Origin of the sequence: Archangium violaceum Cb vi76 (assembly GCF_000733295.1) — a bacterium.
Taxonomy (GTDB): domain Bacteria; phylum Myxococcota; class Myxococcia; order Myxococcales; family Myxococcaceae; genus Archangium; species Archangium violaceum.
The window spans coordinates 13,013-28,953 of record NZ_JPMI01000276.1 but is presented as its reverse complement, the minus strand read 5'-3'; the positions used below and the strand labels follow the sequence as shown (position 1 = coordinate 28,953).

Annotated in this window: 12 protein-coding genes and 1 tRNA gene; 7 read left to right on the top strand and 6 right to left on the bottom strand. The window is 68.4% G+C overall.

Going from position 1 to position 15,941, the window contains the following annotated elements; genetic code table 11:
- The first annotated feature begins 77 nt into the window (after positions 1 to 77).
- Positions 78 to 154: transfer RNA gene (locus Q664_RS38020), tRNA-Asp, on the top strand.
- Between the two features lie 209 nt (positions 155 to 363).
- Here Q664_RS38020 and Q664_RS38015 read toward each other — a convergent pair.
- The 6 genes from Q664_RS38015 to Q664_RS37990 form a co-directional block, all read right to left on the bottom strand.
- Entirely contained in the window at positions 364 to 2,634 is a 2,271-nt protein-coding gene (locus Q664_RS38015; RefSeq protein ID WP_084610646.1) for an ATP-binding protein, read from the bottom strand.
- Positions 2,635 to 2,898: 264 nt separating this feature from the next.
- Positions 2,899 to 4,131: an HlyD family secretion protein gene (locus tag Q664_RS38010; protein WP_043407561.1), complete on the bottom strand. Its 1,233-nt coding sequence runs from the start codon at positions 4,129 to 4,131 to the stop codon at positions 2,899 to 2,901.
- 5 nt (positions 4,132 to 4,136) lie between these two features.
- Entirely contained in the window at positions 4,137 to 6,626 is a 2,490-nt protein-coding gene (locus Q664_RS38005) for an ATP-binding cassette domain-containing protein (protein ID WP_043407559.1), read from the bottom strand.
- On the bottom strand, positions 6,623 to 7,873 hold the full coding sequence (locus tag Q664_RS38000; RefSeq protein WP_043407556.1) for a serine/threonine protein kinase: 1,251 nt from the start codon (positions 7,871 to 7,873) through the stop codon (positions 6,623 to 6,625). Before Q664_RS38000 ends, Q664_RS38005 begins: the two co-directional genes overlap by 4 nt.
- 485 nt (positions 7,874 to 8,358) lie before the next feature.
- On the bottom strand, positions 8,359 to 9,165 hold the full coding sequence (locus Q664_RS37995; protein WP_052519171.1) for a DNA alkylation repair protein: 807 nt from the start codon (positions 9,163 to 9,165) through the stop codon (positions 8,359 to 8,361).
- 24 nt (positions 9,166 to 9,189) lie between these two features.
- Complete coding sequence (locus Q664_RS37990; protein ID WP_160174587.1) at positions 9,190 to 10,161, bottom strand: GNAT family N-acetyltransferase; 972 nt, start codon at positions 10,159 to 10,161, stop codon at positions 9,190 to 9,192.
- A 135-nt stretch (positions 10,162 to 10,296) separates the two neighbouring features.
- On the opposite strand from Q664_RS37990, the gene Q664_RS37985 reads away from it, so the two are divergent.
- From Q664_RS37985 to Q664_RS37960, 6 genes are all read left to right on the top strand, one after another.
- Complete coding sequence (locus Q664_RS37985; protein WP_052519170.1) at positions 10,297 to 11,118, top strand: aspartyl/asparaginyl beta-hydroxylase domain-containing protein; 822 nt, start codon at positions 10,297 to 10,299, stop codon at positions 11,116 to 11,118.
- Between the two features lie 289 nt (positions 11,119 to 11,407).
- Positions 11,408 to 12,844, top strand: coding sequence for a methyl-accepting chemotaxis protein (locus Q664_RS37980; protein WP_235217037.1), 1,437 nt, complete (start codon positions 11,408 to 11,410; stop codon positions 12,842 to 12,844).
- 54 nt (positions 12,845 to 12,898) lie between these two features.
- Positions 12,899 to 13,285 carry a hypothetical protein gene (locus Q664_RS37975; RefSeq protein ID WP_152622578.1) on the top strand — a complete coding sequence of 129 codons (387 nt, stop codon included), beginning with the start codon at positions 12,899 to 12,901 and terminating at the stop codon, positions 13,283 to 13,285.
- Between the two features lie 32 nt (positions 13,286 to 13,317).
- Positions 13,318 to 13,923, top strand: a complete 606-nt coding sequence (locus tag Q664_RS37970) for a class I SAM-dependent methyltransferase (RefSeq protein ID WP_160174586.1) — start codon at positions 13,318 to 13,320, stop codon at positions 13,921 to 13,923.
- 171 nt (positions 13,924 to 14,094) lie between these two features.
- Positions 14,095 to 15,186, top strand: coding sequence for a M35 family metalloendopeptidase (locus tag Q664_RS37965; RefSeq protein WP_043407542.1), 1,092 nt, complete (start codon positions 14,095 to 14,097; stop codon positions 15,184 to 15,186).
- A gap of 96 nt (positions 15,187 to 15,282) precedes the next feature.
- Positions 15,283 to 15,882, top strand: a complete 600-nt coding sequence (locus tag Q664_RS37960) for a hypothetical protein (protein WP_043407540.1) — start codon at positions 15,283 to 15,285, stop codon at positions 15,880 to 15,882.
- Positions 15,883 to 15,941: the final 59 nt, after the last annotated feature.

Sequence of the window (15,941 nt, the reverse complement as noted above, 5' to 3'; positions counted from 1 at the left end):
CACGGAGTTCCGATCAGTTAATAACGCCTGCACACAGCGACGCCGCTCGGGGTGCGACCCGCTCCGAGCCGTCTCATGGGGAGTTAGTTCAGTTGGTTAGAACGCCGGCCTGTCACGCCGGAGGCCACGGGTTCAAGTCCCGTACTCCTCGCCAATAGAAGGGCCCGGAATCGTAAGGTTCCGGGCCCTTCGCCTTTTCTACAATGCTGGGCGCCGGCCACCTTCAACAGCAGGTTGAACACCGTGAGGACGGTGTGGGGGCAGCTCGGGCAGGTGCAGGTGGCCAAGAATGCGCCGGATGACGCAGCCACGTGGTGCCCACGTGCACCACCAGCACCAGGCCCGAGTGGGGTTCCCGCCGGACTATCTGGCCGCGCGAAGCGCCGCCACCACCCAGTTGACGTGGCGCTCGGGGGCGGTGTCGCGCATGTGCTGCTTCATGAGCGGCATCTCGAGGATGCGCACGTGGTCCCCGAGGTTGGTCAGGAAGGGCTTGCCGTCCAGCGCGACGCCGTCCGGGCGCACCTGCCGGCCCTCGATGCGCATCTGCGCGAGGACCTCGATGCAGACCAGGCGGAGCAGCTCGTAGGCGTTCTCCTCCGCGGCCACCGAGATGATGAGCTTGCCGAACGTCGGGTCCTTGTTGACCAGGGTGTCCCCGGGCTCGAAGCCACAGTCGAACCGGATCTTCAGGTCCTGGAGCCCCGTCGTCCCCGCCTCCTTCAGCTTCGCGAGGATGACGTCCGTGGCGGGAATCTCGATGCGGTCGAACTTGCCCGCGTTGGGGACGAACAGGCCCACCCCACCGTCGCGGCTGTCCTTCAGGTTCGGCATCCAGCTCTCGGCGTTGATGCGGAACTCGCGCCCCACGTGGGTGCACACGAGCTGGCCCTGCTCGAAGTCGATGGGCTCGCCGTTGGCAATCCGCATCTGCCACTGCACCAGGTTGAGCGGCTCGAGCTCCTCGCCGCGGCGGATGGCGTGCACTTCCTCGGTGACGGGGTGCTCCACCTGGATGCGCGTGTTCATCTCCAGGAAGTAGTACCGCCCCGCCTTGTACATGAGCTCGATGGTGCCGGCGCCCACGTAGCCCACCTCGTCCGCGAAGCGCACCGCGAGCTGCTGCACACGCTCCCGCAACTCCGGCGAGGCCCGCAGCAGGGCCGGAGGGGCCTCCTCCTGAATCTTCTGGCTCGCCCGCTGCTCGCTGCAGTCCCGCATCCCGAAGTGGCGGGTGTTCCCGTAGCGGTCCCGGAGCACCTGCACTTCCAGGTGGATGGTCTCCGGGATGTTCTGTTCGAACATCACGCCCGCATCCCAGCCGTTCGCCTGGATTTCCCCCAGCACCTTGGTGATGGCCGCCGGCAGGGCCTCGAGGCTCTGGCAGACGGCCTGGCCGCGGCCACCGCCGCCGTTGGCGGCCTTGAGCCGGCCCGGGAAGCTGAAGACGCCGTTGCGGAACGCTTCCTCGATGCGCTCTTGGATGACCTTCGCGTCGCTCGCCTCCAGGGTGATGCCCGGCGTCACCGCGCGGGGGTCGAGCTGCTGCACCATGGAGCGGAAGGTCCGCTTGTCACCCGCCCGCTCCACCACGTCCTGCATGGGACCGATGAAGATGAGGCCGTTCTGGCGGAAGTGGCGGATGGCGGAGGCGTTCTCGGCGAGCGGCCCGTAGCCCGGGTAGACGGCGGCCCGGGCCAGCTCCCGCTCCCATGTTTTTCCGAAGCGCTCCTGGAAGGCGCAGGTGACCTTGTCCGTAATCTGGACGTAGTTGGCGTACGTCTCGCGGAACGTCCCCTGCAGGCCCACGGTGAAGCCACCGTGCGCGCGTGCGAGCCGGACCTGCAGCGCGTCCGCATCGTCCTGCAGGCTGTGGCAGACCACGGGCGTCATCCCGAGCGCGATGCACTCGCGGACCGCCCGGACCCCCATCTCCCCCTTGTCCACGACGATGATGTACTTCAGCGCCCCGGCGCTCACGGTGGTCGCGGGGAAGGCGTACAGGTCCGTGGTGGCCAGATAGAGCAGATCCAGGGCCGCGGGCGCGGTGTTCAGCAGCTCCTCCGCCCGCGCGCGCACCCGTCCGAAGAGGTGCTTCCGCAGCTCCTCGTCCACGTGCATCAGCACCAGGAAGCGCAGCGTCTCCGCCTCCGCCAGGTACTCGCCCAGGCGCCGCCCCGCCTCGGGAGACACGAAGTCGCGGGCCCATGCGTGGTGCGCCCGCGGGTCCACCGACAGCTCGGCCTTCAGCCGGGCGATGTCCGCGAGCAGGGCCTCCACGGCGGCGGCGGCGGCCGTCTCCCCGCCCGAGAGGGCCTGGAGTGCCGGCTTCCACACGAAGCGGGTCTGCCAGATGGCCCCGTTGGCGATGATGTAGCGCAGGGCCAGCAGCCGCTGGCCGCGCTCTCCCTGGACCACCGTCCCCAGGTCCGTCAGCCGGGCCCCGGGGTACGCCAGCCACACCAGGAAGGCCTGCTTGGCGCTGACGTGGCCACTGCCGGGATAGACGAGCTCCAGCGGGTGTTTCGACACGCGTCCGGTGGGGACAGCGGAGTGCGGGGCGCCATGGGCGGCCTCGGCCTGCGGAAGGAACTCCGCGTTCGGAGCGTGGGCGATGGGGGAAGGGGTCGTCATGGTGTTCAAAGTCCTGAAGCCGCGGACAGCTCTCGTGTCTCGCGCGAAGGACGCATTTCGCGCCTACCCGTGTGCATGTTGTCAATGCAGTCGCAGGTACAGCACGCACGGAGCACCGCGCAGGATGTTACGCACTCGCCGGGTGCGCGACGCACTGCGCAGAACCCCACCGCACCGCGGCATCCGCTCGGCAGCCCCCCTGGGAGCGGAGCCCGGTAGACGGTCTGGGGCTCGGGAGGACGAGCAGGTACAGGGGGCCCGGAGTCACCCCGGGCTGGGCTGCGGCTGCTGCGACTCCGGGGCCCCCGCCGCCCCTGCTTGCTCCCCCTCGAAGCGGTCGAAGAGTTTCGCCAGGACGAACTCGTAGAGCCGCAGTTGCCCGGTGACGATCTCGCCTCGCACCTTGTAGCCCGGACGGACCTCGAACGGGTGTGGCGGGGGCAGGTCCACGATGGCGAAGAACTCATTGGCATCGTTCGGTGGGGACACGTAGCGGACGCGCCCCTCGAGCACCCCGTACCGATGGAAATGAAACGCGTCCACCTTGAGGTGCGCCGGCTGGCCCGCCAGCACTCGCTTCACCTCGTTCTGCGTCAGCTTGAACCTCGCATACAGCGCGTGCTCCTCCTCCAGCACGGGCGCCACCTCGACCAGGATTTCTCCCGCGATGAGCCGGTCGCTGCTCGCTTTCGTATTGTAGACGTAGCGGATGGTGCCGCGGATGTCCGCCCGCACCTCCCGCCTGGCCGCGAGCCGGCCGCGCAGCTCCTTCTCCTCGCGCTGCTTCTCCAGCTCCCTCCGCAGCTTGTTGGAGCGCTCGAGCAGTGAGAGCCGCGCCGCCTCCGCGCCGAGGAGCTCCAGCTCGACACGTGTGAGCTCGTCGCGGTAGGTGCCCCCCAGCTTCTTCCCGGCCGCCTCCTGCTCCCGCCGAAGCCTCAGCAGCTCGGTGGCGGCGCTCCTCGCCTCCAGGACGCCGCGGTAGTCCGTCTCGTGCTCCTCCTTCGAGAGCAGCCCTCGCTCGTGCAGCCCGCGGCTGCGCTCCGCCTTCACCTCCGCCAGTGCCTGCTTCTCCCGGGCGAGCTCCAGCTGGCGGGAGAACGCGCCCAGGCTCTCGCGGGCCTGCGCCTCCTCCACCTCGTGTTTCCGCCGCAGGATGGCGAGCAGACGGCGGTGGCGCACGGCCCGCTCGCCCGCATTGTCCATCTGCTCCACCACTGTCCGCAGCTCCTCCTCCAGGGCCTGGTAGTCCGCCTCCGCCTTCCGCGCGGCGGCGTCGACCTCCTCGTTGTCCAGGCGCATCAGGAGCTGGCCCTCCTGTACCGCGTCTCCCTCCCTGACGTACTGGGCCACCACCCGCACCTCGTACGGCGCCTTGTGGACGGAGCGGGGCCGGGAGGAGAGCACCTCTCCCTCGCGGACGTGCACGACGGCATTCACCTCCACCGTCGCGAAGAGCACCACCCCGATGCCGAAGCACCCCAAGAGCAGGGCAAACATCCTCCTTATATGGCCGAGGCCACCCATGCCACCTCCCGGGCCGACTTGCCGTCCGTTGCCTCGTCCCCGCCCACCTGCTGGATGCGCCCGCCGTGCAGCAGGACCTTGCGGCTCAGGTGCAGCCCCTCCACGGGCTCGTGCGAGATGAAGAGCATCGCTCGATCGCCAATCTCCCCCAGCAGCCTGGCGATGGCGGCCTTCGACTCCTGGTCAATCCCCCGGAAGATCTCGTCGAAAATCAGGACGTCCGCATCCGAGAGCAGGGCGCGCAGCACCAGCACCTTGCGCCGCTGGCCGGTGGACAGGTTGCGCCCCCCTTCCTCGATGAGCCGCTCCAGGTGATCCGCGTGCTGGACGATGCAGTCGTAGAAGCCGATTCGCTTCGCCAGCTCCACGATGCGCCGCGTGCTGTGGCGCCGGCCGAAGGTGATGTTGAAGCGCAGCGTCTCGTTGAAGAGGGTGTCCTCCGCCGAGACCAGCACCACCCGGCGCCGCAGCGCTCGCTGGCCGAGGAGCTCACGCGCGACGTCGTTGACCAGCACCGTCCCACTGGAGGGCTGCTGGAGCCCGGCCAGCACTCGCACCAGGGTGGACTTCCCGCTCCCGTTGGCCCCCATCAGGAGCACCTTCTCCCCCCTGCGCAGCGTCAGGTCCACCCCTTCCAGGACGCCCAGGCCCGAGGGGTAGCGGTAGGTGAGCCCTCGCGCCTCCAGTACCTCCACCCGAACGTCCTCCTCCGGCGCGTGCGGGGCGCGGCTGGCTCCGCCCTCGCCGAAGTCGAAGTAGCGCCTCAGAATCACGAGGTTCTCCTGCAGGGAGAGGTTCTCCTCGAGCAGCGTGGTGAAGGAGGAGAAGATCTTCGACGACAGGGCGATGAAGGTGAGGAGCTGTCCGAGCGTGATCGTCTGCTGGGCAATCAGCCCACGGGCGCACAGCAGGATGAGCAGCATCGAGGCGGTCGTGGTGACGAGGGAGACGGCCGTGGTGCTGGCGAGATCGAGCAGCTTCCCCTTGCGCTGCGTCTCCAGGTAGCGCCCCGCCTGGGCCCCCAGCTGCGCGTTGAAGTGCGCCTCCAGGTTGAAGGCCCGGATGGGCTGTACCCCCTCCATTCCTTCCATCATGCAGGAGAGCAGGTCGGCCTTGTTCCGGAAGCGCTCGCTCTCCAGCCGCCGCAGCACCGGCGTCACCCCCACGAGGAGGGTGCCCAGCAGCAGCAGGGTCAGCAGCACGAGCGCGGCGGCCCGCCAGTTGAGCACGAACAGCACGACGAGCGCGTTGAGCGAGACGCAGGCGTTGACGACGATTCGTGAGAAGTAGCTGGTGAAGAAGCTCTTGAGCTTGAGGCTGTCGCTGACGCGCTCGAGCAAGTCCCCCCGAGTGAAGGAGCGCAGGTACTGGATGCTCCCCGTCAGGATTCGATCTCCGAAGCGCAGCAGGAAGTAGCGGTCCAGCGCCAATCCCAGATGCACCGACACGTACCGGGTGTACACCCACAGGAGAAGGTCGAACAGCTTGAAGAGTCCCAGGCCCAGGGTGAAGGTGGCCAGCACTCCGAAGTCGAACTGAGGGATGATCTCGTCAACGAGCAACTGATTGACGAAGACGGCGGTGTGCGTCGTCACGGACGAGAGCACGGCGGCCAGGAGGAAGAGGTACCAGATACCGCGCAGCGCGCCGAGTTCCTTCAACAGCCGCCGGATCGGATGGGCCGGCGTCTCGTCAGTCACCTGCCGATCCGCCCTCGAGGCGGGTGGCCGCACCGCGAGCACCACGGGCGCCGCCAGCACCCGCCTCTCCTCACTGCCCTCCACCGCGCGGAAGCGCTGGGGAACGGACGAGAGCTGCTGGTGGTGGACCAGGTCGGCGAGGAAGGCGCGCTCGGCCGCCTCGTCCTTCAACCCGAAGTTCTGCTTCACGTAGCTGAAGTAGAGCAGCTTGTTGTACAGCGCCGCGACCTCGGCCTCGCTGGGAGGAGCGTCCAGCTGGAGTCCGTACCTCTCCAGTTCCTGCATCACCTGGCCCCGGATGCGGCTGTTCCACAGCTCCTCCGTCAGGGGCACCTGGACGGTGTGCGCGCGCCGGACGAAGTCGGCCACTGTCCAGCGCTCCACCTGCCCGTGTGTGGGGTTGAGGATGCGCAGCCGTCCCTGCTCCACGCCGTCGACCACCACGTAGTGCAGCAGTCCAGTGGCCTGTATGCGCACCGTGGCCAGACACGGGGCGAGCTCGCTCAGCTTCCTCTCCAGCCCCGCGGCATCATTGACGTCCAGCGGTTGCGTGCGTACCCCGAAGCCGTGCTCCCGGAGAAACGCCTTGAGGCTGTCGAGGCGCAGCCCCTCGACGTCCAGGGGGAGGGTGGCGGCAATGGCCTCGCGACTCATGGGGACCCCGAGCCGCTCGCAGAGCGTCTTCACCGCGCTGATTCCGCAGTCGTTGCTCCTCAGCTGCGAGTCCACCGTCGGGCGGGCCCGGCGCAGCCATCCCCCGAGGCTCATGGGCTGACACGCTCCCCGGCCCGGGCGGGCCGCGCGCCGCGCCGCCAGGCCGCACGCCAGGCCTCCAGCATCTCCACGGCGCGAGGGAAGCGCTCCTCCGGGGCCTTGGCGAGGGCGCGCCCGATGACGTCGGCGAGGGGCTCCGGGATGCGCTCACCCTCGGGAGTCCGCACCGCGCGAGGGGCGGGCTGGCCGCGGATGGCCCGCGCCAGGGTCCTCCACAGCACTCCCTTGGAGAAGGGCTCGTGGCCCGTGAGGATTTCGTGGAGCAACACTCCCAGTTGGAACACCTCCGAGCGCATGTCTCCCGGGCGGCTGCTGATGCGGAGCGAGCCGGGCTCGATGCGCTCGGGGGGCATGAAGGTGGGAAGGCCGCCGTGGGGGACGGAGGCCTCCTCCGCGGCGTCGCCGCTGCGCCGCGAGAGGCCGAAGTCGATGAGCTTCACCCGGTGCTCGTCCGTCAGCATGAAGTTGCGCGAGTGGACATCGCCGTGCAGCAGGCCGTGGTGGTGCAAGTGGGCGAGCGCGGCGAGCGCCTCGGCGCCGATGCGCACCCGCTCCGGCAGGGGCAGAAAGGCCTCCGCCATGGAGTGACGAATCGGAGTGCTGCCGGCGTACTCCAGCGCGGCGTAGCAGGGCTCCCCGGGGTGGAAGGCCAGCAGGTGACAGACGTTCTCATGCGGGGCCAGCCCGGCCATGAGGGAGAACTCCCGCTCGAAGAGCTTGCGCTCATCGCTCGCCCTGGGCCCCCGCAGGATGAAGACCTTGAGCACCACGAGCGTCCCGGTGTCCACCTTCCGCGCGAGATGGAGCGCCACGTCTGGCTTCTCCACGATCAGCTCTCCGACGCGGTACTCACCGAGCACTTGCCCGGGGGTGAGCGCCAAGATGGATTCCTCCTGGAGGTCCGCCCCCGCGGAGCGCAGCAGGCCGGCGCGCCGCATGCGCTGGAAGAAGGTCCGCACCGTGGCGGCGATGGCCTCCGGCGGACACTCCGCCTGGCGCGCCAGTTCCTCCAGCGCCTCCGCCTCTGTCCGCGGCTCCCTGAACAGCTCCAGGTAGCTCTTGATGACCGGGTTGATCAGATAGCAGTGTTGGTCATCGCGCGTGTCCACCACCATGAAGCGCTCGCCGCTCCTCGCACGGGCGCTCGCTTCCGAGTCACCGAGGAGACTCGAGCCCTCGCCCTCACTCCAGGGGAGGAGCTCGAAGTACTCCGGAAACACATAGAGACGTTGCCGAGTCATGACCGAGACAGGGGCGTGGTGCGCCAGGGCTGAATCCTGTTCTTCAGCCCGCTCTACCTGGACCTACAGGTATGGCTCTTGCTCTTACTCTTGCTCTTACTCTTACTCTTGCTTTTACTCTTGCTCTTGCTGTGCGACTTCTTCCAGCCGGCCTTGAACTCGAGGACGCGATCCATCTGCTCTTCGCTCAACTCATCGAGAATGTTCGAAAGGTTCAGCATTGAAGTCTCTCCAAGAAAGAACTGATGTGGATTTTGCAAATGCCGTAGCGCACCCCGCCCCCGATGCGAATCATTCCGAATCGCATCGCAACGAGATGTTAGGCGTGGCCCTCTCGTGGCAGCACTGTCCTCGAGGCTGGCCATGGGGGCGCATAGGATACAGATGCTGCTCCTTCACTTCGTAGAGCAGCACGGCAAAGCCATACACATCCCCTGGTGCTAGGACGGGAGGGCCCACCGTCCTGCCGAGCCCGGCACGCGATGTCAGCGCGCCCGCTTCGGGGCAGCCGGCTTCTTCCCTGCGCTCTTCTTCCTGGCTGGAGTGGCCTTCGGCTTCGCGGCCTTCGATTTCGCGGCCGCCTCCATCGTCTTTCGTGCCTCGGTCTTCTCGCCTCGACGCAGCGCGAGCGACGCCGCGATCCACTCCGGCGCGTAGCTCGACGTGCAGCCCTTCGGGATCGGCCGCGGGTCCCACCGGCCGAGGCGCTCGCCGATCGCGATGGCCTCCGCCGTGTACTCGGGCAGGTGGAGGCCGATCCAGACGAGACAGAAGTTGATGCCCTCCTTCACCCGGTACGGTGCGGGCGGCAACTCACGCTCGATGCGCGCGAGCGTCGCGGGGACGTCGAGGTCCTTCGCGAGCCCACGCGCGATGCGCCCGGCGAGGATCTTCCACCCGGCGCGGCGGGGAAGCTCCTTGCCGCCGTCCATCCATCGCACCTGCAGCGCCTCGGCGACGGGGGCATGCACGAGCACCCGTCCGACGAGCTCGTCGACCAGGGTCGGGTTCGAGAGCGGCTCGAGGAGCGCGCGCGCCTCCTTCTCGGTGAGCGCCGCGGGATCGAGCAGCATGCACGCCAGGATGCGCGCCTCGTGGTTGCCCGTCTCCCACAGCTCCAGGCCGAGCCCGTGGTTCGTCCCGAGCGCCTCCGCGAGGCCGCGGATCTTTCCGAGCAGCACGCCGAAAACGTTGTCGCCCGCGCCATCGCGCACGTAGCGCTGGCGCACCTTTTCGTCGCCCTGCTCCTCGAGCTGCTTCATTACCTGGGACAGCGTCATCGTTTTCGGCATCCGAGCCTCCTCGAGTGCGGTTTCTTACCCGATCGGACGGCGGGCGGCGCGCATGGGGTGGAGCACCTGATACCCGAGCCCCCGGTACAGCCGCACCGCGGGCTCATTCTCCGCTCGGGCGACGAGGTGCGTCACCTTCACCTCGTCCCAGGAGAACATCCACCGCAGCGCCGCCGCCACCAGCTTCCTCCCCAGGCCCCGGCCGCGCGCCCGCTCCGCGACGGCGACGTGCTCGATGAAGCCCTCGCCAAACTCCGGCTGCACCTTCGCGAAGACGTACCCGAGCAGCTCCGGCCCTTCCGTGAGCACCAGCAGCCGATGGTTCTCGTCCTGCTTCTCCAGCAACTGCTCGCCCGTCAGCCAGGAGACGGGCCACAGCTCATGATGGAGCTCCTTCAGCGCCTCATGGTGGGCCGGCGTGAGTGACTCCGCCGTCTCATGCGGCACCTCCGTCATGCCGCCCCGCTCGAAACGCAGGACATAGGAATCCCCCGCCGAGGTGAAGCCCCAGCGCACCGCCGCCTCGTGACAGCGTGTGTTGCGAACGTCGTAGTACAGCTCCAGCTCCCGCACGTGCTCGGGGAGCAGCGGGCACACCGCGGCGAAGAGCGCATCCGCCACCGCGTGCCATGCCTCGTGCTCCACCTGCGGTCCGAAAAGCCACGCCCTGCCGAGCCTCGCGTCCGTGTCGAAGCCGAACGCCCCCACCAGCCGCTCGCCCTCGAACGCCAGCCGGAACGTGTCCACCGGCGCCGGGCTCAGCCGCGCCAGCGTGTCCCCCATCATCTCCGGCGTGTCGTCGCAGTAGCCGATGTGCCGCTCGGGCTCGCGGTTGAGCCGCGCGAGAAAGGGCGCGAGCACCGTCGCCACTTGCTCCCGTGAGACCGGGCGCAGCGTGAACTCCTCGGGCAGGGGGGACATGGTGGGCCTCGGGGGGCGCGGCCCGAGCCGGGCCGCCGCCAGCGCGACGAGAGCAGGGACACCGGCGCCAGGCAAGCCCATCCTCCTCGACGACGGCCCGCACCTCGAGGATGTCAGCCCCCCACCCGAAAATCCCCATGCCGTTCCCCCCACCGCCACCGCCTGGCGGCCCATCCGCGCTCACCTGTCCGAGCGCGCGTGAGAGACACCATGGCCATCGACATCCCCGAGCTCCTTTCTCCCTCGGCCGCCGAGAAGGTCCAGTCCGTCCTCGGTGAGTGCATCGCGAAGCACGGAGAGGCGAAGCTCCACCGCATCCTCGAGGGCCTGCGGATCGCCTTCGGCGAGAAGGAGCCGCGGTACCCGCATCCGCTCCAGCGGCCCGAGCTCCTCTACATCCCGGGCCTGCCCACCCGCCCGTGGTACTCGCCGGACGAGTACCCCTCCCTGAAGCAGGCGACACGCACGCTCGAGGCCATCTCGTCCGTCATGCGCGAGGAGTACCTGCGCGCCAGCACCGAGCGGAGCCACCTCGCCACCTACATGCCGGGCAGGCACGAGAAGTTCTACACGCTCCAGGACGACAGCCAGTGGATGGCCCTGTTCCTCCGGAAGGAGGGCAAGCTCAACGCGCGCAACCTCCGGGCGTGCCCGGAGACGGCCCGCGCCCTGGACTCGCTGGCCCCCCTGCTCATGTCCGATGGCGAGGCGTTCTTCTCCGTCCTCAAGCCCGGCACCGTGTTGCCGCCACACCATGACGCGACCAACTGCAAGCTGACCATCCACATGGCCGTCATCATCCCGCCGGACTGTGGCATCCGCGTCGGCGGCGAGGAGCGCCAGTGGACCGAGGGCCGCTGCGTCGTCTTCGATGACACCTTCCTCCACGAGGCCTGGAACAGGAGCACCCAGACCCGCATCTGCTTCATCATGGACGTGTGGCACCCGGCCCTCGGCGAGGAGGAGATCGACACGCTCCGGGCCCTCATCGCCACCGTCCCGCGCAACGGAGCCCAGGTCCCCGCCACCTGAGCCCAGGCCCCCGAGCCGGGCAGCGGCCGGAGGGTCGCCTCCTTACTCCCGAAGTGCCCGGATTCACTCGCGATTCCTCGGAAGGCGGGTGCCACCGCGGGTGGGGTTCCCCTGGTCCACGGGCTGGGGCCCCGTCCTTCTCTTTTTCCCAACCGGCGCGCCGAAATCCCGCGATTGGCATAGACTCGGGGCGCGTTGCCGCGGGGGCCTCCGCTTCCCTGGCCGAGGAGACGAGACGATGTTTTCGAGATGGACAGTGGGGAGGCAGTTCCTCGCGGGTTTGCTCCTGATGTCGGCGATGATCGGGAGCTTCATCGTCCTGACGCGCAAGGGCAACCAGACGGTGATGGACGCCAATGCGCTCGTGCTGCAGAGCTACGAGTCGCTCGCCCACATCGAGCGCGTCTTCTCCCTCGTCAAGGACGCGGACGCGGGCCACCGCGACTACATCCTCTCGGGTAACGAGACCACCCTCGATTCCTTTCGTCAGGCCCAGGGGAGCTTGAGCAAGGAGCTCGAGCGGCTGCGCCAGTTGCTGGCCGGCGACGCCGAGCGGTTGCGGCTCCTGGAGTCCTTCACGTCCGCCCTCGAGCAGAAGCTCAACAGCGTGCGTGGCAACATCGAGGTGCGCCGCGCCCAGGGGCTCGACGTCGCCGTGGCCCGCCTCAACGCAGGCGAGAGCGCGCGGCTGATGGGCAACCTCCGCACGGCCTTCTCGGATCTGCGCCAGCACGAGGAGCAGCTGCTCGCGGCGCGGGACGCGAAGCAGATCGAGGAGCTGGTGGGCCTCGACAAGTTCTATTGGATCGACGGCATCGGGCTCCTGGTCATCTGCATGGGGATCGCCGCGCTCATCGGCAGGAGCCTGGAGCGCCGGCTGTCCACCGCCATCACGCAGGTGCAGGGTTCCTCGGCCGATCTCCATTCGGCGGCCTCGCAGCAGGTCAGCGGTGCGCGCGAGCAGGCCTCGGCCACCACGGAGATCTCCACCACCGTCAAGGAGCTGCTGTCCACCTCGAGGCAGATCGCCGGTAGCGCCCAGCAGGTGGCCCGCGTGGCGGATGACACGGCCGGCGCCGCCCGCACCGGCAACGACACGGTGCTGCGCGCCCAGGAGGCCATCGACGTGGTGAGCCGCCAGGTGGACTCCATCGTCAATCACATGCTGGAGCTCGGCAAGCGCTCGCAGGAGATCGGCGGCATCCTGGACATCATCAACGAGCTGGCCGAGCAGACGAACATCCTCGCCATCAACGCCACCATCGAGAGCGCCGGGGCAGGGGAGCACGGCAAGCGGTTCGCCGTGGTGGCCGATGAAATCCGCAAGCTGGCGGATCGCGTGGGTGGGGCCACCAAGGACATCCGCGTGCTCATCGATGAGATCCGCGCCGCCTCCAACACCACCATCATGGCCACCGAGGATGGCTCCAAGGCGGTGCAGAGCAGCGCGAAGCAGTTCGGCGAGGTGGCCGGCAACTTCCGCCGCATCGTGGAGCTGGTGCGCGCCAACCTGGACGTGGCGCGGGAGATCGAGCTGAGCACCCAGCAGCAGACGACGGCGGTGGAGCAGGTGAACACCGCCATCCTCGAGGTGGCGCAGACGGCGCGTCAGGCCGAGTCCACCTCCGCGCAGACGCTTCAGACGGCCAACCAGCTCTCCCAGTTGTCCAAGCAGCTCAGCGCCATCCTCGACGCGAGCGCCGCGGCCTCGGCCTCGGCCTCCTGAGTCCGGGACGAATCCCGTACCCACGGGGGAGGGCTTGTGTTCACCTCCCCCGTCATGATCGCGTCGCGACCCGCCGGGCGCTCCCGGCTGCTGTGGTTGTGGGTGCCGTGCCTCCTGGGTCTCTCCTGTGTGTCGGCCCGCTCCGAGCCGCCTCCCGCTCCGGTGAACGCGGGGACGGGCACGGTGGACGCGGGCCTGGAGCCGGTGGTGGACGCGGGCACTCGCTGTGTGCCCCTCACCTGTCTGAAGGCCCGCGCCCGCTGTGGGGTCATCTCCGATGGGTGTGGAGGCTCGGTGGATTGCGGCCCGTGCTCCCCGCCCTGCGCGCCGGATGAGATGAACTGCTGCGGCACCTGCATTCCCCGCTCCGAGGGCCGCTGTCCCGACAACATCCACTGCCGGCTCAACACCACCCCGCCTCCCGTGGAAGTGGAGCGGTAGGCGTGGAAGACTGCGCCGTGGAGGTGATCCCGGTGAGTCAGGATGTTCGAGAGATCTACGACGATCTCGGCCAGAAATACGATGTGTGGACCTCGTTGCCGGACCGTCTCTTCCTGAACCGGTGGCGGGGTGAGCTGCTCGCCAAGGCCCGGGGAGAGGTGCTCGAGGTGGCCGTGGGCACGGGGAAGAACCTCGCCTTCTACCCCGAGGCGTGCCGGGTGACGGGCCTGGACTTCTCGCGCGCGATGCTCGACGAGGCCTCGCGCCGCGCCCAGGCGCTGCGCCGTCCATTCGAGGCCCGGGAAGGCGATGTCACGGCGCTGCCCTTCGCCGATGCGAGCTTCGACACGGTGTCGTCCACGTTCGCGATCTGCACCTTCACGGAGCCGCTCGCCGCGTTGCGTGAGATGCGCCGGGTGTGCCGTCCCGGTGGCGCGGTGCTGTTGTTGGAGCACGTGCTCCCGCGGGACCGGCCCCTGGCCTGGCTCGCCCGGTCCATGGCCCCCCACACGCGCAAGGCGGTGGGCTGCAACCCGGACCGGGACACGCTGGCGCTGGTGCGCGAGGCGGGGCTGCACGTCGACTCCATGCTCGGACGGGCCCGCGACATCATCCTCGCCGTGGTCGCCCGGCCCTGAGGTGCCTCGATTGTTGCTGTGCAAAGTAATTCATTTGCATGGCAATCATTTCGTGTGAACAAATATTTCGAAGAATAGTCTCACATAGACGACATTCCTGGTTCTGTTATAAGAACTGGTTAACCGGGTTAGCCATGAGCTATCGGTTTTGACAGGCAAAGGAGTCACTGCGTGAGCAAGAGCGTTCGCGGTTTCAAGTGGCTGGTGGGAAGTCTCGTCGGAGTGTCCATGCTGGGCGCGTGCGGCGCGCCGGAGGAGCTCGAGACGGCCTCGGAGCAGGTCGCGCAGGCCACCGGCGAGGTGGCGGTGAGCCTGTCGGTGAGCAAGGCCACGCTGAGCGCCCGCGAGGACGTGTCGGTGATGGTCACCCTCACCAACGTCTCGTCCCACCCCGTGCAGCTGCTCAAGTTCTACATCCCGGACGGCCGCCTGAAGGAGGGGCTGTTCGAGGTGACGCGCAATGGCGAGCCCGTGGAGTACATCGGTCCGCACATCAAGCGCGCGGCCCCCACCGCCCAGGACTACGTCACCCTGGCCCCCGGCGAGAGCATCTCGGGCCTGGCCCCCGTGTCCGGCATGTATGATCTGTCCGAGTCCGGCGCCTACACCGTCAGCTACGCCGCGCCCTCGCTGGATCAGCACCACGCGGTGATCACCAAGGCGGCGCAGCTCGACTCCAACCTGGTGAACCTGTGGATCGAGGGCCGCGGCCAGCCCGAGCTCGAGGCGCAGGGCACGGTCTCCGCCCAGGGCCTGTCGTACTCCGGCGCCTGCACCAGCTCCGAGCAGTCGTCGATCTCCTCGGCGCTGACCTCCGCCCGGACGTACGCGAACAACGCGTCCACCTACCTCAACGGCATCTCCGCCAGCACCACGCGCTACAAGACCTGGTTCGGCACCTACTCGAGCACCAACGTGGGCACGGCGCGCAGCCACTTCACCAACATCAAGAACGCCCTGGCCAACGCGGCCATCGTGGTCGACTGCAGCTGCAACGACAGCTACTACGCCTACGTGTACCCGGCCTCGCCGTACAAGATCTACGTGTGCAACGCCTTCTGGAGCGCCCCCACCACGGGCACGGACTCCAAGGCCGGCACGCTGGTCCACGAGATGAGCCACTTCAACGTGGTGGCCGCCACGGATGACCACGCCTACGGTCAGAGCGCGGCCAAGAGCCTCGCGATCTCCAGCCCCACCCGCGCCCTGGACAACGCGGACAACCACGAGTACTTCGCCGAGAACACCCCCTCGCTGCCGTAATCGATCAGCCCAGGGTGTAGTCCCGAAGTGTGGTAGCGAGAGACGGGAGCGGCGACGCTCCCGTTTTTCTTTTTTCCGGAGGAGAGCATCCGTCCCATGACTCGTGGATATGGCCGTTGGGTCGCGCTGTGCTGTCTGGCATTGAGTGCGGGCGCGTGTGCGCCGCGCAAGGAGACCGTGGATCCGAAGCCGGCCCCCGCGCCGGAGCAACCGGCCCCGGCGGCTCCCGAGCCTCGGAAGGAGAATCCGGCGATGGCGGCGACCCTGGACTGTGTGGTGAGCGTGCCCGCCAGCGTGCGCGCGGGTGAGCCGGTGCCGCTGCGCTTCCAGCTCACCAACCGGACGGCGCAACCGCTGTACGTGCTCAAGTGGCGCACGCCGCTCGAGGGCCTGATGGGCAAGGACTTCGAGGTGACCCGCGACGGCACCGAGGTCAACTATCTGGGGCGCATGGTGAAGCGGGGCAACCCGTCGGCGGACGCCTACGTGACGATCGCGCCCGGCGCCTCCGTGGACGCCCAGGTCGATCTCTCGCAGGCCTACGAGATGAAGCAGCCGGGGCGCTACCGCATCGCGTTCAACGGCGGGCTCATGGACGTCGTGGAGAAGCAGGCGGAGGTGCCGCGTTCGCTGGAGCAGCTCCAGTCCCGCCCGGTGTCCTGCCCCGCGGTGGAGACGACGATCTCCGCGCCCTGAGCCGCGCGCTTCGAGCCGTGCTCCTGGAAACACCCTCGCGCGAGCCGTGCCGCGAGGGT